At 72.4% G+C, this 26,045-nt stretch carries 23 protein-coding genes and 1 pseudogene; 7 read left to right on the forward strand and 17 right to left on the reverse strand.

Features of this window, described 5'->3' with window-relative positions:
- Window positions 1-4: 4 nt before the first annotated feature.
- From ACZ4QV_RS29830 to ACZ4QV_RS29870, 9 genes and pseudogenes are all read right to left on the reverse strand, one after another.
- A complete protein-coding gene (locus tag ACZ4QV_RS29830; protein ID WP_467763627.1) occupies window positions 5-2,557 on the reverse strand; it encodes an ICP22 family protein in 2,553 nt (850 codons plus the stop codon).
- Window positions 2,554-3,006: a DUF6507 family protein gene (locus ACZ4QV_RS29835; RefSeq protein WP_361634313.1), complete on the reverse strand. Its 453-nt coding sequence runs from the start codon at window positions 3,004-3,006 to the stop codon at window positions 2,554-2,556. Before ACZ4QV_RS29835 ends, ACZ4QV_RS29830 begins: the two co-directional genes overlap by 4 nt.
- Window positions 3,007-3,130: 124 nt before the next feature.
- The gene (locus ACZ4QV_RS29840; RefSeq protein WP_030019277.1) at window positions 3,131-3,442 is read right to left on the reverse strand and encodes a pore-forming ESAT-6 family protein; all 312 of its coding nucleotides are present in this window, start codon (window positions 3,440-3,442) and stop codon (window positions 3,131-3,133) included.
- A 48-nt stretch (window positions 3,443-3,490) separates the two neighbouring features.
- On the reverse strand, window positions 3,491-3,823 hold the full coding sequence (locus ACZ4QV_RS29845) for a hypothetical protein (RefSeq protein WP_030019276.1): 333 nt from the start codon (window positions 3,821-3,823) through the stop codon (window positions 3,491-3,493).
- 143 nt (window positions 3,824-3,966) lie between these two features.
- Window positions 3,967-5,397, reverse strand: a complete 1,431-nt coding sequence (locus ACZ4QV_RS29850; protein ID WP_361634310.1) for a DUF6177 family protein — start codon at window positions 5,395-5,397, stop codon at window positions 3,967-3,969.
- Between the two features lie 82 nt (window positions 5,398-5,479).
- Window positions 5,480-9,523 carry a type VII secretion protein EccCa gene (gene eccCa / locus ACZ4QV_RS29855; RefSeq protein ID WP_467763628.1) on the reverse strand — a complete coding sequence of 1,348 codons (4,044 nt, stop codon included), beginning with the start codon at window positions 9,521-9,523 and terminating at the stop codon, window positions 5,480-5,482.
- A gap of 37 nt (window positions 9,524-9,560) precedes the next feature.
- Window positions 9,561-10,730, reverse strand: coding sequence for a MinD/ParA family protein (locus ACZ4QV_RS29860; protein ID WP_467763629.1), 1,170 nt, complete (start codon window positions 10,728-10,730; stop codon window positions 9,561-9,563).
- A 54-nt stretch (window positions 10,731-10,784) separates the two neighbouring features.
- Entirely contained in the window at window positions 10,785-12,140 is a 1,356-nt protein-coding gene (gene eccD / locus ACZ4QV_RS29865; RefSeq protein WP_361155555.1) for a type VII secretion integral membrane protein EccD, read from the reverse strand.
- Window positions 12,141-12,337: 197 nt separating this feature from the next.
- A pseudogene (locus ACZ4QV_RS29870) lies at window positions 12,338-12,598 on the reverse strand (hypothetical protein); the annotation flags it as partial.
- Between the two features lie 135 nt (window positions 12,599-12,733).
- Here ACZ4QV_RS29870 and ACZ4QV_RS29875 point away from each other — a divergent pair.
- Window positions 12,734-13,378: a TetR/AcrR family transcriptional regulator gene (locus ACZ4QV_RS29875; RefSeq protein ID WP_361155557.1), complete on the forward strand. Its 645-nt coding sequence runs from the start codon at window positions 12,734-12,736 to the stop codon at window positions 13,376-13,378.
- Between the two features lie 3 nt (window positions 13,379-13,381).
- Here ACZ4QV_RS29875 and ACZ4QV_RS29880 read toward each other — a convergent pair whose 3' ends face one another.
- Complete coding sequence (locus ACZ4QV_RS29880; RefSeq protein WP_467763630.1) at window positions 13,382-14,884, reverse strand: amidase; 1,503 nt, start codon at window positions 14,882-14,884, stop codon at window positions 13,382-13,384.
- Window positions 14,885-14,919: 35 nt separating this feature from the next.
- Complete coding sequence (locus ACZ4QV_RS29885; RefSeq protein WP_361155561.1) at window positions 14,920-15,153, reverse strand: hypothetical protein; 234 nt, start codon at window positions 15,151-15,153, stop codon at window positions 14,920-14,922.
- Window positions 15,154-15,392: 239 nt separating this feature from the next.
- Here ACZ4QV_RS29885 and ACZ4QV_RS29890 point away from each other — a divergent pair, with 239 nt between their 5' ends.
- From ACZ4QV_RS29890 to ACZ4QV_RS29900, 3 genes are all read left to right on the forward strand, one after another.
- On the forward strand, window positions 15,393-16,328 hold the full coding sequence (locus tag ACZ4QV_RS29890) for an MBL fold metallo-hydrolase (protein WP_361634295.1): 936 nt from the start codon (window positions 15,393-15,395) through the stop codon (window positions 16,326-16,328).
- A 188-nt stretch (window positions 16,329-16,516) separates the two neighbouring features.
- Window positions 16,517-17,413: a glycerophosphodiester phosphodiesterase gene (locus ACZ4QV_RS29895; RefSeq protein WP_361155564.1), complete on the forward strand. Its 897-nt coding sequence runs from the start codon at window positions 16,517-16,519 to the stop codon at window positions 17,411-17,413.
- A gap of 199 nt (window positions 17,414-17,612) precedes the next feature.
- A complete protein-coding gene (locus ACZ4QV_RS29900) occupies window positions 17,613-18,452 on the forward strand; it encodes an arylamine N-acetyltransferase family protein (RefSeq protein ID WP_467763631.1) in 840 nt (279 codons plus the stop codon).
- A 109-nt stretch (window positions 18,453-18,561) separates the two neighbouring features.
- On the opposite strand, the gene ACZ4QV_RS29905 is transcribed toward ACZ4QV_RS29900, so the two are convergent.
- The 4 genes from ACZ4QV_RS29905 to ACZ4QV_RS29920 all read right to left on the reverse strand — a co-directional run bounded on the left by ACZ4QV_RS29905 (window position 18,562) and on the right by ACZ4QV_RS29920 (window position 20,578).
- A complete protein-coding gene (locus tag ACZ4QV_RS29905) occupies window positions 18,562-18,969 on the reverse strand; it encodes a RidA family protein (RefSeq protein WP_467763644.1) in 408 nt (135 codons plus the stop codon).
- Between the two features lie 101 nt (window positions 18,970-19,070).
- Complete coding sequence (locus tag ACZ4QV_RS29910) at window positions 19,071-19,988, reverse strand: DeoR/GlpR family DNA-binding transcription regulator (protein ID WP_467763632.1); 918 nt, start codon at window positions 19,986-19,988, stop codon at window positions 19,071-19,073.
- 51 nt (window positions 19,989-20,039) lie between these two features.
- On the reverse strand, window positions 20,040-20,282 hold the full coding sequence (locus tag ACZ4QV_RS29915; protein ID WP_361155570.1) for a hypothetical protein: 243 nt from the start codon (window positions 20,280-20,282) through the stop codon (window positions 20,040-20,042).
- A gap of 128 nt (window positions 20,283-20,410) precedes the next feature.
- Window positions 20,411-20,578 (reverse strand): hypothetical protein, encoded by a 168-nt coding sequence (locus ACZ4QV_RS29920; protein ID WP_361155572.1) that lies wholly within the window; start codon window positions 20,576-20,578, stop codon window positions 20,411-20,413.
- 69 nt (window positions 20,579-20,647) lie between these two features.
- Between ACZ4QV_RS29920 and ACZ4QV_RS29925 the strand changes: the two genes are divergently transcribed.
- A complete protein-coding gene (locus ACZ4QV_RS29925) occupies window positions 20,648-21,088 on the forward strand; it encodes a TetR/AcrR family transcriptional regulator (protein ID WP_467763633.1) in 441 nt (146 codons plus the stop codon).
- Window positions 21,089-21,113: 25 nt separating this feature from the next.
- Here the strand turns inward: ACZ4QV_RS29925 and ACZ4QV_RS29930 are convergent, their stop codons facing one another.
- A complete protein-coding gene (locus ACZ4QV_RS29930; RefSeq protein ID WP_467763634.1) occupies window positions 21,114-22,097 on the reverse strand; it encodes an alpha/beta hydrolase fold domain-containing protein in 984 nt (327 codons plus the stop codon).
- Between the two features lie 57 nt (window positions 22,098-22,154).
- Window positions 22,155-23,825, reverse strand: a complete 1,671-nt coding sequence (locus tag ACZ4QV_RS29935) for a bifunctional 3'-5' exonuclease/DNA polymerase (RefSeq protein ID WP_467763635.1) — start codon at window positions 23,823-23,825, stop codon at window positions 22,155-22,157.
- A 266-nt stretch (window positions 23,826-24,091) separates the two neighbouring features.
- Between ACZ4QV_RS29935 and ACZ4QV_RS29940 the strand changes: the two genes are divergently transcribed.
- Window positions 24,092-24,859, forward strand: a complete 768-nt coding sequence (locus tag ACZ4QV_RS29940) for an alpha/beta fold hydrolase (protein ID WP_361634286.1) — start codon at window positions 24,092-24,094, stop codon at window positions 24,857-24,859.
- Between the two features lie 199 nt (window positions 24,860-25,058).
- Window positions 25,059-25,904: a nitrilase-related carbon-nitrogen hydrolase gene (locus ACZ4QV_RS29945; protein ID WP_361155581.1), complete on the forward strand. Its 846-nt coding sequence runs from the start codon at window positions 25,059-25,061 to the stop codon at window positions 25,902-25,904.
- Window positions 25,905-26,045 lie beyond the last annotated feature (141 nt).

The raw sequence follows: 26,045 nt of genomic DNA on the forward strand, positions 1-26,045 counted from the left end.
TTCCTCACGGTTTGTTCGCATTGGTCGGGAAGACGGTCAATGAGCCGTCGATGAATCGTAGCTCGAAGTAGGCGTTGGTCCGGTCTGCGGCCCTCTGGATGTTCCTCAGGATGCGATCGGTCAGTGAACCCTTGATGTCGTTGATGTCGAGAATCGCCACCTTGGTTCTTACGCCGGGCCCTGCCAGTTGTTTTTCTGCAATTTTCGACACTGCTGATTTGATTCCACTGGTGCTCTGCACGTCCTTGAGTTGGGCGCCGTATTCGATTCCGTTCTCGGACCTTACCAGGACGTCCAAGTCAAGTTTCTGATCCGGTATTTTTAGTTCGAATCCGATGTTTTCCACGCTCTTGGCTTGCAGTTCGGCTGCGTGCTCCAGCGCTTGATGGACAGCCGGCAGCATGTCATTCTGCTTCACCTGATAAATAAGGTCCTTGTAACCAGGGAAACCAGCAAATCGTCCACTGGCGATGTGCTCGGCGACAGCGCTTCCGTACCCCGACTTCCGGAGCTGGGTCAACATGCGCTCCTGGTCCACCGGCGGCACCTTCGACTCCGTCAGGGCCGTCGTCACGGCTTCCTCCTGCTCGGGAGCCATCTTGCCGATGGGCTGTTGCGCTACGCGGTCACCCTCCAGGTGCACAGGAGGCAGACCGTCAGGGACGCCGGGGCCGTGGGTACCTCCGTGACTGCCACCACCAGGCCCACCGCTGCTCCCGAAGCCGGTGTCCGACGACGCCGAACTGTCGTGTCCGCTGGCCGGCCGGGCCCCGTGACTTTCCCGGGGCGGGGAATCCTGAGCGTTTCCGGGTCCGTGTCCTCCGCTCGTGGAATCGCCGTTGTCCTTGAGGTGGTTCCCTCCGGCCTTGCCCTCGGTCGAGTTGTGGCCCAGGTTGTCAGCGGGCATGTGTTCACCTGCGTTGTTGCCTGGGGCCCCATGGCTACCCGCACGGCTCGGGGGAATGGAGTCGCCTGCATTGCCGCCATGGCCGGCCCGGCCCTCGGCTTCCGTCGGACCCGAAACCTCCGACCCCACCCGCGCAACCTCATCACCCCGCCCACCGACACCTGCCATCGCCGGCTGTTCCCGATGGCTCGGAGAATCGACCCGGGGCACGTCCGCGCCGTCCGTCGGTTTGGACGTGATGTCTCTGGGGGCTGTCTGTGCGTGGTGTTCGACGGTGCCGTCCGGTCTGTAGATGGTGCCGTCTTCGGCCAGGAAGCGGGGTGGGCCGTCGGTGGGGAGGCGGACGGTGCCCGGGGGGAGGAGGGTGACATGGGCCGGGGGCTGCACGGTGCCGTCGGGGAGTCTGGTGAAGCCTTCCGGGATCTTCTGGCCCGTGGGGAGGCGGATGGTGCCGGCGGCGGTCAGGTGGGCGCCGTCCGGGAGGGCGACGGTGTTCTGCGGGAACTTCGGGAGGTCGAGGCCGCGCAGGTTCTTGAGGTGGGACAGTACGTCGCCGATCTTGGACACGCCCGCCCCCACGCCCTTGAAGGCGTACGCCATCGGGTCGATGACCTGGCCCACCTTGCCGGCGAAGGAGAGGGCCTTGGCGGCAGTTCCGGCTTTGCCGGCGCCCGATACGGCCGCGCCGCCGCCGCGGGTGACGAGGGCGGTGAGGACGTTGAAGGTGACGGCGCCCGCGGCGCGGGAGTTGTTCGTGCCCCACTGGTCCCAGGCCAGCATGGCCTTGCCGGTCTCGACCATCGCCTTCCGCGAGTCCCGTAGCCAGGACGGGAGCATGTTGCCGGGGACGGTCAGGTAGGCGGCGCCCAGGCCGGGGACGGCGGCGATGGTGACGGCGGTGGAGAGCTTGGCCAGGTTGACCCATGCTTCGCCGGCGGCGTCCCAGCCGTCGACGCCGACCAGGGTGCCCAGGCCCCTGACGGTGCCCCACAGGCCGTCGACGATGACTCCCTTGCCGAAGTCGTAGACGTGCTCCCACACCTGCCAGGCGGGGACCGACTCCTCGACCGCGTCCCCCCAGGGCAGGCTCTTGGACTGTTTGAGGGCTTCGGCGTCGTAGCCGTACATGCCCTTCTGGTTGGTCCCGTCGTTCGTCCTGAGGGCGGTGCCGCCCACCAGGGCGACGATCTTCGCGTGGCAGTCGCGTTCGGCGGCCTGGAAGGCGGTCCAGACTTCGGCGATCTTGTTACGGCGGGCGAGGTTCTCCTCGATCAGATCGCCGTCCTCGTCCCAGTCGTCGTCGGCGGCGTCCTTGGCGCGGAAGTCGGCGGCTTCCTGCTTGAGCCGATTCAACTGGTCGACCAGCGGGGTGATCTCCTGGGCGTAGGTGCCCAGGGCCTTGGAGACGGTCTGCATGTCGTCGCCGAGGGCCCGTGCTGTGCGCGCCACCGGTTCGGTCACGGCGAACAACTGCTCGGCCTCGGGTGCCTTGTAGAAGGCGGACAGGCCGGCGAAGGACGTGTGGACGTCCGAGCCGACGGTCTTGACCTTGGTGCCGCCCTGGGCCAGCGACGTCACCTTGGCCTGGAGGCTGTCCAGGTCACCGGTGTAAACCGGCACCTCGGCCGGGTCGACCGGCGCGTTGCTCACTGCTTCCCCCCGAAGGTCTTCAGCGCGTCCAGCCGCACGGCCCGGGCGGCGGCCTGGGCGTTCCTGGCCGCTTCCAGGTCGCCTTCGACGTACTCGTTGGTGGCCTGGGCGGCGCCCAGGACGGCGGCCTGGACGCGATCGGCCATCGCCTTGATGTCCTCCTGGCGCCGGGACGCGTACTCGACCAGTGCGGCAGCGACCGGCCCCGTCGCCTTCTGCGGCAGTCTGTCGGGGGCGACCGGCCCCACCGGCCTGGCCGTCGTCAGTACCGGTGCCCCGCCCGGCAGCGTCGTGGCCTGCGAACCCGGCACGGCCGTGCCGGCCACCCGGGCCGCCTCCTGGAGGTCCTTGAGCAGCGTGGTGAGGGCCTTACCCAGATCTTCGGCATGCGCGCCGACGACCTTCAACTGGCCTTGGACTCCCTGCGGCTGAATGTCCCATGACGCCATGTATGCCCCCCTGGCTGCAAAACTGTAGCGCCGCCCGCACGTGCCGTGCGGCGGCGCCGTCACCCCCGTGACTCTCCATCCGTCGGCGCGTCACGGAGAGGTGTGTCTGACGCGCCGAGCCGGCTCAGCCGATGTTGTCGACCGCGGCCTTCGCGCGGGCGAGCGTCTGGTGCGCGGTCCCGTCGTTCTTCTCCAGCGTCGTGCGCAGGAGCTGGATGATGCTCCTGACCTCCTGGGACGCCCGGTTCCAGCGCAGTTCCTTGCCGTGGTACTCGTCCGCGACACCGTCCGCCGTGAAGTCGGCCATCGCGGCCTTCACCTGCGCGTCGCGTTCCGTGATCACCTGTTCCAGGCGCGCGATCACGGCCTGGATGTTGCCCTGTGCCTCCGCCGAGGCACCCGTGTCGTACGAACGGCGGTCCATGCCGGCAGCCATGACGATCTCCCCCCTGAGGTTTCCGGTTCCTTCTTCGGCAGTCGGCCGTCAGCGGCCGGAGAAGCGCGCCGCGTCGAAGTTCGCGGCCGCCATCTGCGACCGTGCGTTGTCGGCCTGCTCCTGGTCACCGGAGCCGAACGCCGACTCCATGCCCGACTGGCCGCCGACGATCGCGGACAGCGCGCTGTTCAGGGCAGCCGTGATCTCGTCGGCGCGCGACTTGAACGAGTCGAACGCTGCCTTGCCCGATCCGTTGAACTTGCTCTCCAGCGGCTGTGCCGCCTGCACGAGCTGATGGATCAGAGCCCCCAGCTCCGAACCCGAACCCTGGGACTGTGACCTCAGGGTCGAGAGCGTCTGCGCCCCCATGTCGAACTTCATCGGGCCCCCCTGCCAGACGTGACATTCACATGTGGTTCATCTCTATCAACTCGGATATCACTGGTGCAATCCGTAATCCGACGCTGTGACACACCCATGACGTCCAGACGTCACACGCCCCTCGGACACCTCGCGGACGCCTCTCAGATCCGCTCTCCGCCCCCTTTCAGATGGCTCATCAGGCGCTCGAAATCCCGCCAGCCCGACAGGTCCGACGGGTCACCGGGCAGCGGGTAGTACAGCGCGGGCCTGGTCTTCGGGCCGAGGCGGACCGGCGCTTCGGCCAGCGGGGTACGCAGAGCGCGGTCACCGGGCACCCGATGGACCTCGTCCGCGCCGAGCACGAACGCCACGGGTACGCCCGGACCTTCGAAACGGGGCGGCACCGCGAGGTCGCGGCGGGCCTTGCGGATCTGTACGAGCATCGACCGGAGGCCGTGCCGGGTGGCCAGCTCTTCCGCGACCCGGGGCACGGACTCGACCGGCGGCTCCTCGACCGCCCCGTAGCCGAACATCAGCCTGACGTCTTCCTCCACGCCCGCCTTGGTCCGGCTGACGCGCACCGTGGCGAGGCCGGGCCGTGCCGGGCTGCCGACCACCACGACCCAGGTGGGCTCGGGCGCTCTGGCGTAGGCGAGGTCGGTCAGGTGGCGCGGCGACCAGGGAAGGCCGGCGGGTTCCGCGGTGCCCCAACCGGCAGGAGGGCCGCCGGTCAGCTCGCGCCACACCGCTTCCAGCGCGCCACCGAGTACCAGTCGTTCGTGTGCGGGGTGGACGGTGCGGAAGGTGACGGCCAACTGCCGCTCGCCGGTGGGCACGGCCTCCTGGAAGGCGGCGGCCACGGTGGAGCGCGGGTCGTCCGGAGTCGCGTCGGCGGCCGCGACCGGCGCGAACATCTGGCCCTGCCAGCGCAGTACGGCCCCGGTCAGCCCGTCGTAGTAGCCGTCCCGTTCGTCCCGCACGACCCAGCGTGACGGCCAGGTGCCGAGGTTGTCCCGGACGGCGGGCGAGAGGGTGGTGCCCGCCGGGGTGACGATCTGGAGCCCCAGCTCGGCGCGGGCGGCGGAACGGAAGGCGTCGGAGAGCCAGGCGGTCATGGCGACGACCGGTCTGTCCTGGATCACGACGGCGACCGTGTCCGTGAGGACGTCGACGGCGGGCTGGGCGGTGGCGGGCGCGGGGACGACACCCATGCCGTCGGCCGGCACCACGGCCAGGCTGCGCGCGGCCTCCGGAGGCCAGGCGGTCCCGCCGGACAACGAGGCCAGCCGGGCCGCGAACGTACCCGCGAGCCGCTCGGCCTGTTCGACGCCGGTGGTGGCACGGGCCTCCGTCCACCAGTAGGGAAGCGACGGCGCCGGGGCACCGAGCAGCCGCTCGGCCTCGCCGTCGACCTGTATGAGCAGGGGCGCCTCCACCGAGACGAGCGGGCGCCCCTCCGGGTCGCAGAGGCGCAGGACCGCGCCCTCTCCCGTCGTGTCGAGGAGCTTGTCGGTGCCCCCGGAGAGCAGGCCGGCGAGCAGGCTCCAGGGGTCGGGCATGCGCTCCGTGAGGGCGATGACGTCCTTGGTCATGGGGTCGTCCGGTCCTTCGTGGTTCGGGCTGGTCTGCTGCGGGCCGGGTGGTCCGCGGGCGTCGGGAGAGCCGTCCGGCGGATCACGCGGGGGAGTGCACGGTCTGGATGAGGCGGTCGGGCCTCCCCCTGCGGACGAGTACGCCGCGGCCGGCGGGCTGCTGGGAGGCGTACAGGCCGGGGAACAACTGCCCCTCGCCGCGGTCGCCCGCCATGAGGAGCGCCGCGGCCCCCGATTCGCGCAGGCTCTGCACGAGGGGCTCGTACATGCCGCGTGAGGCGCCTGCCACGCGGCGTGTCAGGACGAAGTGGAGTCCGATGTCCGCAGCGGCGGGGATGTAGGGCAGGAACGGAGCCAGCGGCGCCTGGCCCGCGGTGGTCAGGACGTCGTAGTCGTCCACGAGGACCACGATCCGCGGGCCGCCGCCCCAGCTGCCGGGTTCCAGCTCCTCCAGGCGTGCGGTGTCGTCGGGCAGCCGCTGCTCCAGTACGGTCGCGATGCCGTTGGCGAGGCCCGCGCACAGTTTGGCGTTGTACGCGTAGCCGCCGTTGAACTCTTCGGGAATCGCGCCGCGCAGGCCGCGTCGCGGGTCCATGACGGCGAAGACCAGTTCGTCCTCGCCATAGCGGTCGACGAGGCCGCCGGCGACGGCCTTCAGGAGGTTCGTCTTGCCGCACTCGCTGTCGCCGAGGACCAGCAGGTGCTGGTCGTGGGCGAACAGGTCGAGCAGGACGGGTTCGAGTGCCGTCTGGTCCAGGCCGATCGGTACCCGCGTGGGTTCGGCTGCCGGGCCCGGCAGGAGGCGGGGCTCCAGGAGGTGCGGGAGGACCCGTACCGGCTGGGCGACCTCGCCGCTCCAGGACGCGCGGACCGTGCGGGCCGTCCGCTCCAGGACCGCGCCCAGATCCGCGGCGTCGGCGATGCCGTCCGTACGGGGCAGCGCGACCTGTGCGAAGAGCCGTCCGTCGGTGAGGACGCGGCCGGGCTCGTCCGGCGAGAGGGTGGCGGCGAGCTTGTGGTCGATGCAGGATTCGCCGGGATCGTTCAGCCGCAGCTCGACGCGCGTGCCGAAGTTCGACTGCACGGCGATGCGCGCGTCGTTCCAGCGGAGCATGGCGGCGACGACGTGGACGCCGTAACCGCCGCCGCGCCTGAGGATGTCGGCGACGTCGTCGTCCAGTTCCTCGAAGTCGTCGCGGAGACCGCCGAATCCGTCGATGACCAGCACGATCTCGGCGGAGGCCAGCTCGGGCAGCCGGCCCGCGGCGTGCAGGGAACGGAGCTGGTCGAGGGAGTCGATGCCGTGCTCACGGAAGAGGTCTTCGCGGGCCGTGAGCATGTTCCGTACCTCTTCGACGGTCCGTGCCGCGCGTTCCCGGTCGGCCCGTCCCGCGACACCGCCGACGTGCGGCAGGGCCGAGAGAGCCTGGAGGCCGCCGCCGACCAGGTCGAGCCCGTAGACGCCGACCTCCTGAGGGGTGTGGGTCAGTGCGAGCGAGAGGACGAAGGTGCGCAGGAAAGTGGTCTTGCCGGACTGCGGGCCGCCGATGAGCGCGGCGTGGCCGCCGGCCACGGTGAGGTCCAGGTACCACTGGCCCTGCCACTGTCTGGCCGGGTCGTCGAGCAGGCCGAGCGGCACCCGGAGCGGGGACCGGTCCGGGCCCGCCTCCCGCCTGGCGTCCGCCGAGGAGCCTTTCGCGGCTCCTGCCGTCGCGCGGCCTCTTGTGTCCAGGAGCTGGAGCCCGCGCCGACCCACGTCCAGCGGCCCGGCGACGGTGTCCAGGGCGATCGCGTCGGGCAGCGGCGGCAGCCAGATCCGGCGTACCGTGCCGGGGGCCTCCGCCAACTGCCCGACCATGACGCTCAGCTCGGTCGGCCCGGACTCACGGCGGCGTACGGCCGGTTCCTCCACGTCCGTGCCCTGCCCGTCCCCCGTGGTGTTGAAGGCTTCGTAGCGGAGGACGCGGGGCCCGGTGGTCTTCTCGTCCGAGCGGGGTACGGGGCCTCGGTAGGGGCCCGACACATAGCTCGCCTTGAAGCGGTCGTAGTGGCTGGTGTCGACCTTGAGGTAGCCGAAACCGGGCAGCGGCGGCAGGTGGAAGGCGTCCGTGGTGTCCAGGACCGTACGGGACTCGTCGGCGGAGAAGGTGCGCAGGCCGAGCCGGTACGAGAGATAGGTGTCCAGCCCTTTGAGGTTGCCGCCCTCGATGCGCTGGCTGGAGAGCAGCAGGTGGACGCCGATGGAGCGGCCGATGCGTCCTATGGACAGGAACAGGTCGATGAAGTCCGGCCTGGCCGTGAGCAGTTCGCCGAACTCGTCGATGACGACGAACAGATGCGGCAGCGGGTCCAGGTCGGGCCGCCGACTGCCGCGCAGGGCCGCGTAGTCGCCGATGTCGGCGATGTTGCCGGCGTCCTTGAGGAGCTGCTGGCGGCGCTTGACCTCGCCGGCGAGCGAGGCGTGGACGCGTTCGACCAGGCCGGCCTGGTTCTCCAGGTTGGTGATGACACCGGCGACGTGCGGCAGGTCCGCGAACGGCGCGAAGGTCGCCCCGCCCTTGTAGTCGACGAGGACCAGGGCGAGATCCTCCGGCGGGTGCGTGGCCGCCAGGGCGAGGACGAGGGTGCGCAGCAGCTCCGACTTCCCGGAGCCGGTGGCGCCGACGCACAGGCCGTGCGGCCCCATGCCCAGCTCCGACGACTCCTTCAGGTCCAGCAGGACCGGCTCGTGGGAGTCGTTGACGCCGATCGGTACGCGCAGGAAGGCGCGCTCGCCGCGCGGCGCCCACAGGCTGTGGACGTCGAGCCGTGCCACGTCGTCGATGCCGAGGAGGCCGGCGAACCCGACCGGCCCGGACAGGGGCGTGTCGACGAGCGACTCGGCGGACAGGCGCAGCGGCGCCAGCATCCGCGCCAGCCCTTCGGCGAACGGGATGCTCACCTCGTCCACGGTGCCGTGCGCACCGACCGGTTCCGGTTCGCGCAGGTCCTCGACGATCACCTGATCGCCGTCGACGGTGATCCGGACGCTGACCTGCCCTGGCTCCTGGACCCGCTGGTCGAGCAGGTGCAGGACGGTGACGGCCATCTCCCGCAGGTCCACCGCCTCGTCGGGACGCGGGAGTTCGACGGCGTCCGCGCCGTGTCCGTCGGCGACGACGAGCAGTCGGGACGTCAGGGACAGGGCGTCCTTGCCGGAGAGACCGCGCCGTACCTCCGCCGCGTACGAGGCGCGCCGGCGCAGTTCGGGGCCGAGCTGCCGGGCGAGCTGCGGCGTGGAGGGTGCGATACGCCGAGCGGCGACGGGGCCGTCGGACTGCTCCGCGTCGAGCAGGTGCGGCAGCCACTTGGCCCACTCCCAGTCCGCCAGCCGGTGGCCGGGCACGGCGAGCGCCATGCCCACGTCGTCGGGGGCGTGCAGAGCGGCAGCCTGGACGAGCAGGGCGCGCGCGAGGCGCAGGCAGTCTTCACGAGGGCCGATGACACTGACGTTGCCGACGCGATCGAGCGGGACGGTGAGCGGGAGATCGGTGCCGGTACGGAAGCGGGCCATCAGGGCCGAGGCCTCGTTGAGCATGAAGCGGTCGGGCGGGGTGAGGACGGACGAGCCCTGCTGGGTGATGCGCAGATCGCGCACGGGCATCTCGCCGGTTCCGGCCCGGACGCGCAGGAAGTCACGGTCGGTGCGCCGGCGCTCCCACAGACGGGCCGGGTCGCGGGCCACGTCGTACAGGGCGGGCGGCGGCGGGTCGAGGACGTCGGCGCGGCTGCGCCGCTCGCGCTCCTCGGCGGCGAGCTCCTCGCGCAGGTCCTCCAGGTAGGTGAGGTACGCCTCGCGCTGAGTGCGCCGGGTGCGCTGGGCCTTGCCCCGCTGCGAGAGGACGAGCACGACCGAGCCGATGACGGTGACGACCAGGATGATCGCGCCGAGCGCGGCGAACCGGCTGTTGCGTACGACGGTCATCATCACCACGGACGACATGACACCCGCGACCGGCAGCAGCGACATCGCGACGTTGCCCGCCTTGCCCTCCGGGAGGTTGGGCGGGGCCTCGACGAGGCGCGCCTCGGGGGCGGCCGGGGGCTTGACGGTCCTGGCCGGGCGGTGGATCAGTCGGGTACTCATCGGCGTCCGTCGTTCACGTTCGGGCTCGGCATCCGGTTCAGTGGCGCTGCTGGGCGAGGTGGAAGACCTCGGCGGCGAGGCGGGCGGCGGCTTTCCTGGTGGGGTGGGCGAGCGCGGCGGTGCGGAGCGGGCCGCCGGACGCCAGATGGCGGTCGTACGGCAGGGTGCGGACGGCTGCCCCGGTGGACCGGAGCTGCCGGGTGGCCGCGTCGAGGTCGATACCTGGGTGGGGCGTCAGTTCGGTGAGAACGACGACGGTGCCGGCGAGCAGACGGCGCGGCAGTTCCTGCATCCACCGGAGCACCGCGTACGTACTGCTGACGCCTTCCGTCGTGGCGGGGCTGGTCAGCACGCGGCTGTGGGCCGCGGCGAGTGCGACACGGCCGACCTCGGCGGGCAGCGTCTCGCAGTCGATGACCATCACGCCGAAGTAGCGGCGCAGCGCGACCACCGCCCGCTCGTACGTCCGGCTGTCCAGGCTCGTACCGACCTGGCCCCGACTCGCGGGAAGCAGCCAGGCGTTGTCGGGGAGCGGCACCAGATGCCCGGTGACGTCGGGCAGCGACATGTCGGGGGTGACCAGGTCGGCGAGGTCGCCGGTGGTCCAGCGCACCGTCTCGGCACCGAGTCGCAGCGGCAGCGAGCCGAGCGCCGGGTCGGCCTCCAGGAAGAGGACCGGGTCCTGCCGGTAGTGCGCGTACGCGGTGCCGAGCAGCGCGGCGACCGTGGACTTGCCGGATCCGCCCCGGATGGAGGTGACGGCGATCTGCCGGCCCGTCGTCACCGGTCGCTGGAGCAGTTCGGCGGTACGGGTGGCATCGGCGACCTCACGGGTGGCCGACGCGTAGAGCGTACGGCGCAGGGCGCGTACGGCTCGCGTGGTGACGGACTCGCCGTGCCGCGGCGTGCGGCCCAGCGCGACGGACGGTCCGTCGCCCATGACGGGGCGGGCTTCCGGAGTGCCGCGGGGCGCGGGGGCCGGGGTTTCTCCGGCCACTTCCCGCGGTGTCCGGTCCCGGTGCTGGTGGCCGGCCCGCCCGGAGGCGTCATCCCCGTGAGCAGGGGCCGGCTCCTGTGCGGCCTCCACGGGGTGTCCCGCGCCCGGCGCGGAATCACTGTGGACCGGCTCGGCTGTGCTCCGCGCCACCTGGTGAGGACCTCTCAGGTCCCGCAGCACATCACTTTGCCAGTCGCCTCCGTTCGGCATACCTGCCCTTCACCCCCCAAAGTGCTGCCCCGCCCGGAGCACCCGCGAAACGACTCAGAACCGGTTGAGCAACTGCCCGTACACACCGAACACCCCGAAGGCGAGCGGGAAGAGTGCCACCATGCCGATGGATTCGGCCAGGTCGGCCACGCGCCGCAGGCGTACCCGCACATGCTCGGGAAACTGCACCGCCAGCACGAGCAGGGGAAGCGCCGCGGCCGCGCACAGCACGGCGAGCGGCCCGGCAGCCCCGGTGTGCTCCATCCACACCACGACGAGCCGTACGACGACGCACGACGCGGCGGCGAAGAGCGCGACGACCTCGGCGACCAGCGGGAAGGCCCGTGCCTTCGACATCAGCACCACGACGATGAGCGAGGCGAGCGCCACGGACCACACGGACGGCTGTGCCGCCAGAGTGAGCAGCCAGCCCGCGGCGGCCGCCGATACCGCGGTGACCGTCGTCGACAGGGCCAGCCCGCGGTGCGTCACCGCGAGCGCGGTACCCACCTGGTGGCGGCTGACCGAGGCACCGGCCGAGCGCCGGTCGTCGAGCGCGGTGAGACCGGACGCCATCAGGGCGAGCCGCGGCAGCAGGCCGAGGAGCATCAGGGAGAGGACGGCCAGGACCGCGCCGAGCCGGGCCGGTTCGTCCTGTACGGCGGCGACCGCCTCCCATCCGACGGTGAGCGCGCCGGTGGTCACGGCACCGACGAGGCCGCCCTTGCCCAGCGGCGAGAAGTGTCCGAGGAACACCAGCGTCAGGACCAGCGCGCCCGCGACGGCGGCGAGCCGCGCCGGGCCCGGCCAGACGTACGCGTCGGCGGCCGTCCACGCGGCGAGCACGCCGAGCCCGCCGGCGGTGGCCAGCAGCGCGGTCGCCAGGCCCCGATTGCCGCGCCCGAGCCTGGCAACCAGCGCGCCGGCCGGCAGCAGCACCAGCGTGACGGCGGACAGCACACCGGCCAGGGCGCCGAGCGCGACCTCACGGCGGGCGAGCAGCGCGGCGGCCACCGCGAAGCCCACGGACGCCGCACCCGCGCCGACCCTGCGCGCGGCGGGTCGCCAGCGCCAGGCCCGTACGTCGAGGTCGTCGGCCACCTGGTCGGTGACGTCGTGCACGACGGGAGCGGGCGGCGCGGAATGCGTCCGGACGAGCCGGAGCACCGCGCCGTCGGCGATCCCGGCGGAGGCCAGTGTGCTGTCGTGCGGCAGCGCGGACCCGTCGGACGTGATCAACTGCCGGGACAGCGGCCGGGGTCCGGGCCGGTCGTCCAGCAACGTCAGGATGTCCGGGATGAGCTGACCTATCGGAGTGTCGGAGAGCAGCACGATGTCGGCCCGGCGTCGTTCGCCGACCAACGTCACCCGGCTCAGCCGGGCCTGCGAAGTCGTCGTTCTGCTCACCACTCGCGGGAACCTACCATCGGGGCGCCGGCGAACTCCCGGGCCGACTGGACCTGCCGGTGTTCTCGGTCCCCACTCGTCGCTGTTCCGAGAAGGCGCCCCCCAGCGGGGGAAGCACTTTGCGTTCGTCCCCGGAATGCCGCAACGCCCGTCCGGACATGATCAGTGGGTTTTCGGAATTCCGCCGACTTCACCGACTTCGCCGGTTGTTCGTACTGCCGCGTCCGGCGCTGCTGTTTCTCCTGCTCGGCCTTCTGCTGGGCCAGCGTGTGCTGCAAGAACGACCATGCGACGCAGCCCGCGCACAGGACGGCCGCGACGACGATCCCGGCGAACATCTTCCCGAGCCGCTCGTCCACCGTGCGCCGCCCCCGCTGGGCGCCGAAGAGCAGAGCGTCACGCATCCTGCGCCGGCGGACCGCCACCGACTCCAGTAGTTGACTGTCGTGATCCCGCACCATTTCGGCCCCCCTACCGTGCCTCTGCAACATAGGGCATGGGGGTGACAGAAGCGCACGCGGGCGCTGCCTGCGGCTGGAGGTCGCCGCAGTACTGACGCAAATATTTCGCGTTAAGGTGGAGGGGTGACGGGCAGGATGAACGAAGGTTCCGGTGCTGGGGCGGTGGCCAAGGGGAGCAGGAAGGCTGCTCGGCCCGGGGGGCGCAGTGCGCGGGTGCAGGAGTCGGTGCACCGGGCCGTACGGGAGCTGATCGCTGAACGCGGGCGGGACGGGCTGACGGTGCCGCTGGTCGCGGCGCGGGCCGGTGTGACGCCGTCGACCGTGTACCGGCGGTGGGGCGACCTCCAGGAGCTGCTGTCGGACGTGGCGGTGGAGCGGCTGCGGCCGGAGGGGGCGCCGGAGGATCACGGGTCGCTGCGTGCCGATCTCGGGGCCTGGGCCGAGCAGTTCCTGGAGGAGATGGCGTCCGCCGCCGGGCGCGCGTACATCCGGGACGCGCTGGCGGGTGATCCGGACGGCAGCAACGCCGGGCAGTGTTCCGCGTACGCGGCCGAGCAGGTGCGGATCCTGCTGGGGCGGGCGGCCGAGCGCGGGGAAGCCGTGCCGGAACTGGAAGAGGCCATGGATCTGGTCGTGGCGCCGGTCATGTACCGGATTCTGTTCCGGCCGGGGCCGGAGACAGCGGTGGAGGAGAGGGCGGCGGGGACGGCCGGGGCAGCCGGCTCCGGGGCCGTCGCCGACTATGCGCGGCGCCTGGTGGAGCGGCTGCTGGCCGGCTGACGATCAGGCCGGGGCTATCTGCGGCACCGGCCGGTGCGCGGTCTCGTAGGCGTGGCCGAGTTGCAGGAGGGTGGATTCGGCCAGCGGGCGGCCGATCAACTGCATCCCGATGGGCAGGCCCTGGTCGTCGAAGCCGACGGGGAGGGAGAGGGCCGGGAAGCCGGTGAGGTTGGCGGGGGCGGAGAGACGTACGTAGGCGTCGGAGACGCTTTCGGTCGAGCCGTCGGACCAGGTGAAGGTCGTCTGGTCGGCGCGGGCGGCGGTGGCGGGGACGGTGGGGGCGGCGAGCACGTCGATGCCGTCGTGGTGGACGGTGCTGCCGGGGTGGCCGATTCCGTCGTGGCCGTGGTGGGCGGTGCTGCTGGGGGCGTCGGTTCCGTCGATATGGCCGGTGCCGTCGAAGAGTTGGAGCCACGCCTGGTGCATCAGGGTCCGGGTGCGCTGGGCGCGGATGTAGTCGGTGGCCGGGAAGAACTCGCCGGCTTCGAGGAGCATCCGTACCTCGTCGGAGTACAGGTCGGGGACGGCCCGCAGCGTGTCCTGGTGGTACGCGGTGGCCTCGGGGACCATGTGGCCCCACTGGGCGGCGTGGACGTACTCCGTCATGGGGACGTGTACGGGTACGGCGGTGGCGCCGAGCGCGGTGAGCGCGTCGACGGCGGCGCGGACCGCGGCCGCCACCTGGGGCTGTACGCGGTCGAAGTAGTAGTTGACGGGGACACCGATGCGCAGGCCGGTGACCGGCTTGCCGAGGGCGCGGGTGTAGTCCTCGTGCGGGCGGTCCAGGGACGCCGGGTCGCGCGGGTCGTGTCCGGCGAGTGCCTGGAGGACCAGGGCCGCGTCGCCGGCTGTACGGGTGATCGGGCCCACGTGGTCCAGCGACCACGACAGGGAGGTCACGCCGTGCCGGGGGACCAGGCCGTACGTCGGTTTCAGGCCGACGACGTGGTTGAGGGCGGCGGGTACGCGGATCGAGCCGCCGGTGTCGGTGCCGAGGGCGAAGGTGGCCGTGCCGGCGGCGACGGCGGCCGCGGAACCGCCGCTGGAGCCCCCGGCCACGTGCTCGGGTGACCAGGCGTTACGGGTCTGCGGCGTGGTCAGGCCGTACGCGAACTCGTGGGTGTGGGTCTTGCCGGTCAGCACCGCGCCGGCGGCCCGGAGCCGTTCCGTGACGGCGGCGTCCGCGTCCGGCGTGTGGCCGTCCCGTACCCGGGAGCTCGCCGTCGTCGGTACGCCGGCCACGTCGATCAGGTCCTTCAGCGCCACGGGGACGCCGTGCAGCGGCCCGCGGTGGCGCCCGGCGGCGATCTCCCGTTCGGCCTGCGCGGCGGAGGCGAGCGCCGCTTCGGCGGTCACCGTCACGTAGGCGCCGGCCTTCCCCTCCACGGCGGCGATCCGGTCGAGGACGGAGGTGGTGAGGTCGACGGGGGAGAGGGCGCGGTCCGCGATGAGGCGGGCGGCTTCCGTGAGGGAGAGGTGGTGGGGGAGGGGGATTGAGGCAGGCATGGAGGCAGTGGCGGGGGTGGCTGAGGGGGTGTGATTCATGAGGTCTTCCGGGGGCGGGAGGAAGGGGTGAGAGGGGCGGCGGTGAAGACGGGGGCGGGTGGTGTGTCGCCCAGGGGCAGCGTGCGCAGGGTGCTGAGGACGGTGTCGATGGCGTTCACGGTGGCGGCGACGCCGGCCAGGCGGTCTTCGGGGAGAGGGAGCCCGGCCCGTCGGGCCAGGTGGGCGATGTCGTCGGGGGTGAGGGCGGGGGAGGGGAGAGAAGGGGGCATGGGACCTCCGTACGGGGCAGGGGCGGGGGACGGGTGTGGCGCCGAGGGTTGGGGGCGGGCACTCGTTAAAGCTAATGCTTTGCGTTTGATGAGCCTAGGGGGCTAGTCTCGGTTAACGCAAATGGTTAGCTTTTGCTGCCACGGGGGTGACCCCCGGCTCCGGCCTGGTCGCGGCCTGGCCCGGTCATGCCCCGGCCAGGCTCGCCCCGCCCCGCTCTCCCCGCCCGTACGGAGGCCCCATGTCCCCCCGCCCCGCCCGCACCTGGCACGTCGGCGACATCGTCGTGCACCGCATCGACGAAGTCGCGCTGCCGCCCGAGACCGGTGCCTGGCTGCTCCCCGAGGCGACGCCGGATCTCGTGGCCGGAGTGCCCTGGCTCGCACCGGAGTTCGCCCGCCCCGACGGCACGCTCCGCGCCGCCGTGCACACCTTCGCGCTGGAGGTCGACGGTGTGCGCGTACTGGTCGACACGGGTATCGGCAACGGCAAGACGCGCGCCAACCCCGCCTGGCACCAGCTCGACACGCCGTACCTGGACCGGCTCACCGCCGCCGGCTTCCCGCCCGAGCAGATCGACCACGTGATCCTCACGCACCTCCACGCGGACCACGTCGGCTGGAACACCCGCCTCGCCCCCGACGGCAGTTGGCAGCCGACCTTCCCGCGCGCCCGCTACCTCACCTCCCGCGCCGAGTACGCCTATTGGTCCGGCGTCGAGATGGAGGAGAGCCGCCGGCAGATGTTCCGTGACTCGGTCGAACCCGTACGGGAGCACGGCCTGCTGGACCTGATCGACGTCACCGCGCCCGGCGTCGACATCCTCCCGGGCGTCACGCTCGTCCCGGCGCCCGGCCACACGCCCGGCCAGAGCGCGGTCGCCCTGCACAGCCAGGGGCAGTCGGCGATCATCACCGGCGACTGCGTGCACCACCCCGTACAACTGGCGCACCCTCAGTTGTGCAGCAGCGTCGACATCGACCCGGAGGAAGCCGTACGGACCCGCCGGTGGCTGTTCGACGAGGTGGCGCGGAGCGGCGCGCTGCTGCTCGGGAGCCACTTCGCGGCGCCGACCGGCGGACTGGTGCGGCGGGAGGAGGGCGGACCGGCGGAAGCCGGGGCCGAGGGGGGTACGGACATCGAGCGCTACCGGCTGGAGAGCGTCGGCGGCGAGTGACGGTCCCTCATGGCCGCCCTGGAAAGCACTGCCCACCACCGGGAGCGCCCGGCCTGACGACACGCCGGCGCGTACGCTCCGCAGCGTGTGCGCCCCCGCATGGCGGCATTCTTGAATGCTTAAGGGCATATCGGGGCAAGGCTGTCGCAGTCGTTGCTGTCTGCCGTGGGCGTGCCCGGGAGGCCCTGATGAACCAGAGATCGTTCCGTATCGCGGCGGCCACCGGATGCGCACTGCTGATCACCGGCCTGACACCCGTCTGCGCAGGCAGCGCGCAGGCCAGCCCGGGCACCGCCGGCCGGGTGACGGCCCCGCTCGCCGACATCGTGAACATCCCCTGGCTCTCCGGCCCGGTCGTCGTCGCGCACCGGGGTGCTTCCCAGGTGGCGCCGGAGAACACCCTCGCCGCCGTGGACGCGGCGGACCGGCAGGGCTTCAAGTGGGTCGAGAACGACGTGCAGCAGACCCGGGACGGGAAGCTGGTGGTGATGCACGACACCACACTGGCGCGGACCACCGACGTCCGGCGCGTGTTCCCCAAGCGGGCGCCCTGGCGGGTGCGGGACTTCACGGCTGCCGAGATCGCACGGCTGGACGCCGGGAGCTGGTTCGGCAAGCGCTTCGCGCGTGAACGGGTGCCGACGCTAGCGGAGTTCCTGCGGCGGATGGAGGACCACGACCTGCGGCTGCTGCTGGAGATCAAGAGCCCGCAGCTCTACCCCGGCATCGAGGCACGCATCGTCAAGGAGCTGGCGGGTGCGGGCTGGCTCGACCGGGGGCACGCGCGCCGCCGGCTGGTGGTGCAGAGTTTCAGCGCGAGCAGCATGCAGACGGTGCACCGTCTGGTGCCGGGTGTCCGTACGGGGTTCCTCGGCAACCCGCCGCTGAAGGCGCTCGCTTCGTACACGCGCTACGTCGACCAGATCAACCCCCAGCTCTCCAAGGTGAACGCGCAGTACGTGGCCGCCGTCCACCGGCTGCGCGGTGTGCACGGCCGCCGGATGGAGGTCTTCGCCTGGGACGTACCGCTGCGGAACCACGCGGCCATCGCGTCCGCTTACGGCTTCGACGGCGTCATCGTCTGAGGAAGCGGGGCAGGACGTCCCCGCCACTGCCGGTCCCGCCCCGCCCCCGCTGCCTCCGCCGCTGCCGATCCGCCCCCACCGCCCCCGCCGCCCCGGCCTCCGGCCGTCTCGTAAGGTCGCAGGGGCGACGCGTCGCCGACCGCAGATGAGCATCCGCCCCGGGGTGTGGCCCGGGGCACAGAAGGAGCAGGGACCGGCCATGACCGACAGCATCTGGAGCGGGGACCAGCTCGACCTCGACGCGTACCTCGCACGGATCGGGTACGAGGGCGAGCGCGCGCCGACGGCGGCCGCCCTGCGGGAGCTGCACGCCCGGCACGCCGCCGCCTTCGCCTTCGAGAACCTGGAGATCGTTCTGGGGCGGCCGGTCCCCCTCGACGTGAAGTCCCTCCAGGACAAGATGGTCGGCCGCCGCCGCGGCGGCTACTGCTACGAGCAGAACCTGCTCTACGCCGCCGCGCTGGACCGTCTCGGCTTCCGGGTCTCGGGGCTGGGCGCCCGGATCCGCATGGGGGAGACCAAGATCCGGCCGGTCACCCACGCCCTCCTCAAGGTGCGGCTGGACGGTGAGGACTGGATCACCGACGTGGGCTTCGGCGGGGAGGCGCTGCTGGAGCCGGTCCCGCTGCGCGACGGTGTCGAGGTCCGGCAGGGCGGCTGGACGTTCGGCCTGGTGCGGGAGGGGACGGACGGCGTCTGGGTGCTGCGTTCGCGGCACGCGGACGGCTGGTTCGACCTGTACGCGTTCGGCCCGGAGGCCCGCCACCCGGCCGACTACGGCATCTTCAACTACTACATCTCCACCCACCCGCGCTCGCCGTTCACCGGCCGTACGGTGGTCCAGCAGCCCGGTCCTGACCTGCGGCGCGCCCTGATCGGTACGGAGCTGACGCTGACCCGCCCGGACTGGTCCCGCGAGGTGCGGCAGGTTCCGGCCGAGGAGATCCCGGCCGTACTGGAGACGGACTTCGGGCTCGTACTGGACGGGCGGGACGCGGCCGACCTGGTGGCACTGCACCGGGAACAGCCGGTGGCCTGAAACGTGCCGACGGCCTGACGCGTGCCGGTGGCCTGACACGTACGGGCACCGGCAACGCCTCCGCCGGCCGCTACCGGACGGCGACCGGCCGCGCCTCCTCCGCCGCCCGCTACCGGACGACCGCGACCCCTTCGATCTCCACCAGCGCCGCCTCGTCCCACAGCCGTGTCGCGCCGATCACCGCCATCGCCGGATAGTCGGTGCCGACCAGCCGTTTCCATACCCGGCCGATGGCTGCCGCGTTGCGGCGGTAGTCGGCCACGTCCACGGCGAAGACGGTCAGCTTGGCCAGGTCGCCGGGGCCCGCGCCGACGGCCCGCGCCGCGGCCAGCAGGTTGGTCAGCGCCCGTTCGAACTGCTCGACGACGCCGGCACCGACGACGCGGCCCGCTCCGTCGAGCGCGGTCTGGCCGGCCAGGAACACGAGGGTGCCGGGCGCGGCCCGTACGGCATGGCTGAAACCCGTCGGCGGCGACAGCTCGGGCGGGTTCACCCTCTCGAAGCCACCGGCGGCCACGGGCGGCTGCTCGCTCTCCTGCTCGCTGCCCGGAACCCGTTCGTCACTCACGCCCGACGCGCCCCCTCCGCCCTTCACGTCCGGTACGCCCCCTCCACCGCTCACGTCCGATGCGCCCCCTCCGTCGCCAACTCGTACCGTACTCCCAGCGATTGCAGCGCGTCCCGCTCCTCCCGCGGAAGCTGTTCGTCGGAGATGACGAGGTCGAAATCGGCCAGCGGCGCCAGCTCGTACAGTGCCTGACGGCCGAACTTGGAGTGGTCCACCAGCAGCACCTTGCGCCGTGCCGCGGCCATCAGCGCCCGCTTGACCAGGACGTTCTCCTGCGCCTGGTGGTAGCAGTGGCCGTTGTCGACGGCGGAGGTGGACAGGAAGGCGACATCGGCGCGGAAGCTGCGGGCGATGTCGGCCGTGGACATGCCGAGGAAGGCGTTGAAGGCGGCGTGGTACTCGCCGCCCAGCGCGATCACCCGGATGTCGGGTTCCTCGGCCAGCTCGTTGATGACCTGGAGCGAGTTGGTGATGACCGTGTACGCGCCGCGCGAGGCGAGCGAGCGGGCCAGCGGCAGCGCCGTACTGGAGTCGTCGATGATGACGGCCTGGCCGGGCTCGGCGATGGCCAGCGCGGCCGTGCAGATCGCCTCCTTCGCCGCCACCTGCTCGTTGCCGCGCCAGCGGGCGTTGGACTCGAACAGGGCGTTGGGCGCGGCGGTCGCCCCGCCGCGCACCTTGCGCAGCCAGCCCTGGTGCTCCAGGGAGTCCAGGTCGCGGTGGACCGTCATCTGGCTGACGCCCAGTTCCCGCACCAGGTCCTCGATGCTGACCTGCCCCTCGGCCAGCACCCGGTCCGCGATCCGCTTGCGGCGCTCCTTGGGGCCCAGCTTGGTCTCGGACGCCGTCGCCGGGGCCGCTCCGCTCTTCGCGGCCTTCGCGGGTTCCGAGGTCTGCGCGGGCGTCGGCGCGCCGGCCGGGTGTGTGGCCGGTGCCGAGGCGTCTGGAGTCCCTCCGGTGTCGGCCAACGCTGATCCCTTTCCGTACGTGCTCGGCTGTCCGCCGAGTCTATGGCGTGGTCACGCCGAGGTCGCCGCTCCGGAGGGCGGGGGCCCGCCGGGCGTTCCGGCCACCGCGTACGGGCGGAAACGGGCGAACGCCGCCTCCTGGTGGGACGGCCGTGCCTGATGCGCCGCGACCGTGTCCCGGTGTTCGGGCCGCCGGGCACCGTAGGCGTACGCCGTCATCGCGCGCAGGCTGCGCCACAGGGAGAAGGCGCCGACGAAGCGCGGCGGCCGGGCCATCGCGACCGACGTGGTCATGGCCGGATCGGCGGCGGCCCGGCCGGACGCCGGGGAGTCGGCGCGCAGGAACGGGCCGAGACACCGGAGCCGGGTCTCGCCCAGGGTGAGGACGGCGACCTGTTCGTCGTCGTTCTCCCAGGACGCGATCAGCGCGGCGCGTCCGGGACGCAGCCGCGGCGGACCGGTGGCGAGTCACCGGTGAGCGCGGTCCGGGCGTGCCGCAGTCCGGGCAGCGAGCCGGGGCGCGGACGGGACCGCGGAACGTCGCGGGCGGCGCGGAGGCCGACGTCGGCGAGACGGAAGGAAACGATCATTGTGGACCCCGTTCCGGGGCGGGGCGCCGGCACCGGGAAGGCCGGAGGCGAGAAGGCGGGACAGGCGTCATGCCCCCCGTCGAACGCACCCGTGCCGCCCGCGCCGAGACCCGTACGCACATCGAGGACACCGCCGCCCGCCTCTTCGCCGAACCCGGCTACGCCGGCACCACCATCGGCGACACTGGCCGCCGCGCCCGTCGAGCGGCTCCTGCACGGTGGGGCGACCTGCTCATCCGCACGACGGCGACGTACGACGCCTGGTTCGGCCATGTGCAGACCCACCCGTACACCTGGCGCATGGTGTTCCGCGACACCACCGGCGACCCCGAGGTGCAGGACTTCCACCGCGAATTGCAGCGCCGTCAGCGCGTCACCGACGTGGCGCTGCTGCGCGAGTACGTACCGGGCCTGCCGGAGGTCGAACTGGAGCCGCTGGGCGAGGCGATCCGCAGTTCCCTGTACGGGCTGGCGCTGTGGTGGCTGGACCTGCCGGAGAAACCGCGGTAGGCGCTGGTCGCGGCGATGGTGCGGTTCACGCGGGGGCTGGTGGCGACGGCGTCCGGCTGAGCGGCTCGCGGTCCCCGTGGAGGGCGGCGCGCAGCAGTCCTGTCCAGCGGGCCGTCGTCTCCCGCGCGAGGCGGGAGTCCGGCGCGAACATCTCGAAACCGTGCCACGCGCCCGGTACGTGGTGCAGCGCGACCCGCACCCCGGCGTCCTTCAGCCGGCGGGCGTAGGCGAGCCCGGTGTCCCGCAGCGGATCGAGGCCGCAGACGACGACGCAGGCGGCGGGCAGGCCGCGCAGATCGGTGGCGCGGGCCGCCGCCGCGTACGGGTACGCGGCGGCCCCCTCCGGCGCGTAGTGCCGCCAGCCCCGCTGGATGAACGCGCCGTCCGGCAGCCGCGGGTCGCTGTCCGCGGGCGTCGGCCCGGTACCCGCCGTGTCGTCCAGGTCGGGGACGACCAGCGACTGGTGGACGAGGGCCGGACCGCCCCGGTCCCGCGCCATCAGGGCGACGGCGGCGGCGAGCCCGCCCCCGGCGGACTGCCCGCCGACCGCGAGGCGCGCGGCATCGGCACCGAGCGCCGCGGCCTGCCCGGCGGTCCACTCCAGGGCGAGGTAGCAGTCCTCGACCGCCGCCGGACACGGATGCTCCGGGGCGAGGCGGTACTCCACCGAGACCACCGCGGCCCGCACCTCGCGGACCAGCCCGATCGCCGTACGGTCCTCACCGGGCGGCGCCTGCCCGAAGGTGTATCCGCCGCCGTGGAAGTGCAGAACCGCGGGCAGCGGACCCGGTGCGTCCACCGGCCGGTAGACCTCCACGGCCAGCCGGGAACCGTCCGGCCGCGGCACCGCGAAGCGCTCGCTCGTCACCCCGTCGCGGTCCGCGGGGAAGTGCCGGGCGAGCGTGTGCATCCCGGTGCGGGTGCCTTCGATGTCGGCGTACGGGTCGAGAAGCGGAGGCAACCGCTCCAGGACGGGCGCGAGCTCAGGGTCGACATGCACAGCAGGCACTCCCTCTCCTCCCTCCTCCTCGCTCTCCGGTTTCCACCCTTCCCCTACCCCGCCGCCTCACTTCGCATCGGCGTAACACTCCACCACCGCCGTACTGAACGGGAACCGCACCGGCGTCACACCGAACGCCGTGCGCCCCGCCAGCTCGGCGGCCTCCGCGACGGCCTCCGCCACCGTCCCGGCCTCCTCCTCGGGGGCGTGCACGATCACCTCGTCGTGCTGGAAGAAGACCAGCTCCGCCCGGAGCGGCGCCAGCGACCGGCGCAGCGCGGCCAGCATCAGCAGCGCCCAGTCGGCGGCACTGCCCTGCACCACGAAGTTGCGGGTGAAACGGCCACGGGCCCGGGCACTCGCCGTACTGCCGTACGCCGGAACGTTTTCCTCCTGCGGCAGCCCCGCCTCGTCGGGCGGCGCCACGGAGGCCGGCGGGCAGGTGCGCCCCAGCCACGTCCGTACGAGCCGGCCCTCCTCGCCCGCGCGGGCGGCCGCGTCCACGTACTCCACCGCGTCCGGGTAGCGCCGCCGCAGGTCCGCCATGTGCTTGAGGGCGTCCCCGGACGTCTGGCCGTACACGGCGCCCAGCAGCCCCAGCTTCGCCTGCGCCCGGTCGCCCCCGAAGGCCCGCGCCGCCAGATCCGCGTACAGGTCACGGCCGCTGCCCGCCACCTCCATCAGCCCCCGGTCCCGGGAGACCGCCGCCAGCACCCGCGGCTCCATCTGCTCGGCGTCCGCGACCACCAGCCGCCAGCCCGGATCGGCCACCACGGCCTTGCGGATCACCTTCGGGATCTGAAGGGCGCCGCCGCCGTTGGTCGTCCAGCGGCCCGAGACCGTCCCCCCGGGCAGGTACTCCGGACGGAACCGGCCCTCGTGCACCCACTGCTGCAGCCACGCCCAGCCGTGCGCCGTGTGCAACCGGTACAGACGCTTGTACTCCAGCAGCGGCGCCACCGCCGGGTGCCGGATCTCCCGCAACTCCCACTTACGGGTCGAACGCAACGTGATCCCGGCACCGGCGAACGCCTTGACGATCTCCCCCGGCAGATCCGGGCGCACCCGTACGCCCTCCCCGAACGCCCGCGAGACCTCCTCGGCCAACTCCGCCATACGGCGCGGCTCCAGACCACCCGGGTAACGCTCGCCGAGCAGCTCGTCCAGCAGCTCCCGGTGCACGTCCGCCCGCCACGGCAGCCCGGCCCGCCGCATCTCCGCGGCCACCAGCATCCCGGCGGACTCGGCGGCCAGCAGCAGCCGCATCCGGCCCGGATGCTCGGCCCGCTCCGTACGTTCCAGCTGCCCCGCGTACACCTCCAGCAACGCCGTGAACTCGTCCACCCCCGGCGGCAGCGGCACCGGACCCGGCTCGAACAGCGACGGCTGGGTCTCCGCGCCGCGCACCGGCGGATCGTCGGGCACCGGCAGCCGGTGCCGCCGCGCCCACGCCGCGGCCAGCGACCGCGGCTGGCCCGACTGGCCCTCCTCGTGCCCGATCAGCAGCGCCTCGGCCGCCTCGACGTCGTAGCACCGCTCGACCCGGACGCCTGCCGCGAGCAGCTTCCGGTACGTCTCCGCGGTCGAGCGCCACACCCACCGCTCCGCGTCCGGACACGCGCGTACGGCCTCCGCCACGCTCCCCGCCCGCACCGGTGCTCCCACCGGGCGCCCGGCCTCGTCCACGGCACACGCCGCCACCCGCCCGTCGCCCGTTCCCCCGACCACCCACCGCATACGGGTACTTTCCCACCTCCCGCCTCACACGTCCCGGTACCCGTCTCCCGCCCGGCCCGGCTCCCGTACCCCGTACGGCCCGGTACCCGTCTCCCGCCCGGCCCGGCCCGCGTCAAGGCGCGCCGTCAACCCCGACGTTGGCCGGATACCTCCCCTACCCGACCCACCTGACTAGGGGGAGAATGCGCGCGCCGACCCAGGTCACGCACCCCGCACCAGCATCCCCGCCCACGGCAGACAAGACGGCAGACAAGGGAGTCGCCCGTATGGCCATCGCGCACCGCGCCATCGGTACAGGACCGCACCCGGTGATCGTTCTCCACGACTGGTTCGGCACCTCGGCCGGCTGGGGTACCGTCCTGGACTTCCTGGACCGCACAGCCTTCACGTACGCCTTCCTCGACTGCCGCGGCTACGGCGACCGCAAGTACGTACCGGGCCGCTTCGACCTGCCGGAGATCGCCGGCGACGTGCTGGCCCTCGCCGACCAGCTCGGCTGGGAGCGGTTCTCCCTGGTGGGCCATTCGATGGGCGCCAAGGCGATGCAGCAGGTGCTGGTCCGCGCGCCCCATCGGGTGAACCGGATGGTCGGCCTGGCGCCGGTGCCCGCCGGGGCGTACCCGATGGACGACGCGACGCACGAGCTGTTCTACGGGGCCTCGGCGGACCCGGCCAAGCGGCGCGCCATCATCGACCTGGTCACCGGCCACCGGGCGAGCCCGGTCTGGCTGGACCGCATGGTGCGCCACTCGCTCGACATCTCCCGCGAGGAGGCGCACGCGGCCTATCTCGCCAGTTGGCAGCAGCTCGACCTCTCGGAGGCGGTCGCGGACGCGGCGAAGCGGTACTCCGTCCCCGTACGGGTGGTCGTCGGGGCGTACGACCTGGCGCTGACCGCCGAGCTGATGCGGGAGACCTGGCAGCGGTGGTACCCGCAGGCCGAGATCGTCACGATCGAGGGGTCGGGGCACTATCCGATGCACGAGACGCCGGTGGCGCTGGCCACCACCATGGAGGAGTTCCTCCGCGCCTGAGGCGCCTGGGGTGCCCGAGGTGTCTGACGCGTCTGAGCAGCCGGGTGGGGCCGGGCCGCCCGTGAACAGGCCCGCGCCCGCATCCTCTGTCAGCATGACTACGTACCGCCCGTAACGCGCAAACTGGGCGCAAGGCGGGTGTACCGCCCGTCACGCGTCGTCCCGGCGGGCGCGACGGCCGACGGAGCGAGGTGCGGGCATGCGGGTGGCGCTGGCGCAGACGGACTGCGCGCTGGGCGAGGTCGACGCGAACCTCGCCACCGCGCGCGAGGAGGTCGAGAAGTCCGCTGAACAGGGCGCCGACCTCGTCGTCTTCCCCGAACTGAGCCTGCACGGGTACCACCTGGGTGCCCTGCCCCGGGACGTCTCGGTCGAGGCACAGGACCCGCGGCTGCGCGACCTGAGCGCGCTCGGCCCGGACGTCCTCGTGGGCTTCCACGAGCACACGGTCCTGCGCGCCTACAACACGGCCGCCTACTACGCAGGCGGCACGCTGCTGCACGCGCACCGCAAGCTCTACCTCCCGAACTACCTCTCCTGGGAGGAGCGCAAGCACGTCAGCCCGGGTCAGTCGCTCCGCGCGTACGGCCTGACGAAGTCCCCCAGCGGCGGCCGTGGCGCGACGCTGGTCTGCAACGACGCCTGGCAGCCGGTGCTGCCCTGGATCGCGGTGCAGGACGGCGCCGAGGTGCTGTTCGTCCCCACCAACAGCGCCGCCGGCCTCGACCCGGAGGCGATGGACACCGGCTCGTACTGGGACACGCTGCTCTCCTACACGGCGCGGATGCTCCAGTGCTGGATCGTCTTCGTCAACCGCGTGGGCAACGAGCACGGCGCCGCCTTCTGGGGCGGCTCCCGGGTGGTGGACCCGCGCGGCACGGTGGTGGCCCAGGCCCCGAAGTGGGAGACCGCACTGGTCACGGTGGACATCGACCTGTCCGAGGCCCGCCGCCAGCGCCGCGCCGTCCCCCTGGTCGCGGAGGCCCGCCTCGGCCTCATCGACCGCGAGGTGCGGCGTCTGATCGACGAGGGCGGGGACAGCTGACGTGGACGGAAGGGAGGGCACGCTCGTTCGGGTGAGATTTCACCCGAATGCCCGCGTGGCGTCACCTGCTCTGGCAGCGTCGCTCCGCACGAAGGAGGTCCCGTGGCATTGGCAGCACCAGACCGCGCCCCGCACGCGATC

The sequence above is a fragment of the Streptomyces sp. NPDC026394 genome (genome assembly GCF_055567735.1).

Coding starts and splice junctions, on each gene's coding strand:
- ACZ4QV_RS29835 (WP_361634313.1), bottom strand. CDS start 3,006: ATGGCGTCATGGGACATTCAGCCGCAGGGAGTCCAAGGCCAGTTGAAG.
- ACZ4QV_RS29840 (WP_030019277.1), bottom strand. CDS start 3,442: ATGGCTGCCGGCATGGACCGCCGTTCGTACGACACGGGTGCCTCGGCG.
- ACZ4QV_RS29845 (WP_030019276.1), bottom strand. CDS start 3,823: ATGAAGTTCGACATGGGGGCGCAGACGCTCTCGACCCTGAGGTCACAG.
- ACZ4QV_RS29850 (WP_361634310.1), bottom strand. CDS start 5,397: ATGACCAAGGACGTCATCGCCCTCACGGAGCGCATGCCCGACCCCTGG.
- eccCa (WP_467763628.1), bottom strand. CDS start 9,523: ATGAGTACCCGACTGATCCACCGCCCGGCCAGGACCGTCAAGCCCCCG.
- ACZ4QV_RS29860 (WP_467763629.1), bottom strand. CDS start 10,730: ATGCCGAACGGAGGCGACTGGCAAAGTGATGTGCTGCGGGACCTGAGA.
- ACZ4QV_RS29875 (WP_361155557.1), top strand. CDS start 12,734: ATGAACGAAGGTTCCGGTGCTGGGGCGGTGGCCAAGGGGAGCAGGAAG.
- ACZ4QV_RS29880 (WP_467763630.1), bottom strand. CDS start 14,884: ATGCCTGCCTCAATCCCCCTCCCCCACCACCTCTCCCTCACGGAAGCC.
- ACZ4QV_RS29885 (WP_361155561.1), bottom strand. CDS start 15,153: ATGCCCCCTTCTCTCCCCTCCCCCGCCCTCACCCCCGACGACATCGCC.
- ACZ4QV_RS29890 (WP_361634295.1), top strand. CDS start 15,393: ATGTCCCCCCGCCCCGCCCGCACCTGGCACGTCGGCGACATCGTCGTG.
- ACZ4QV_RS29895 (WP_361155564.1), top strand. CDS start 16,517: ATGAACCAGAGATCGTTCCGTATCGCGGCGGCCACCGGATGCGCACTG.
- ACZ4QV_RS29900 (WP_467763631.1), top strand. CDS start 17,613: ATGACCGACAGCATCTGGAGCGGGGACCAGCTCGACCTCGACGCGTAC.
- ACZ4QV_RS29915 (WP_361155570.1), bottom strand. CDS start 20,282: ATGACCACGTCGGTCGCGATGGCCCGGCCGCCGCGCTTCGTCGGCGCC.
- ACZ4QV_RS29920 (WP_361155572.1), bottom strand. CDS start 20,578: ATGATCGTTTCCTTCCGTCTCGCCGACGTCGGCCTCCGCGCCGCCCGC.
- ACZ4QV_RS29925 (WP_467763633.1), top strand. CDS start 20,648: ATGCCCCCCGTCGAACGCACCCGTGCCGCCCGCGCCGAGACCCGTACG.
- ACZ4QV_RS29935 (WP_467763635.1), bottom strand. CDS start 23,825: ATGCGGTGGGTGGTCGGGGGAACGGGCGACGGGCGGGTGGCGGCGTGT.
- ACZ4QV_RS29940 (WP_361634286.1), top strand. CDS start 24,092: ATGGCCATCGCGCACCGCGCCATCGGTACAGGACCGCACCCGGTGATC.
- ACZ4QV_RS29945 (WP_361155581.1), top strand. CDS start 25,059: ATGCGGGTGGCGCTGGCGCAGACGGACTGCGCGCTGGGCGAGGTCGAC.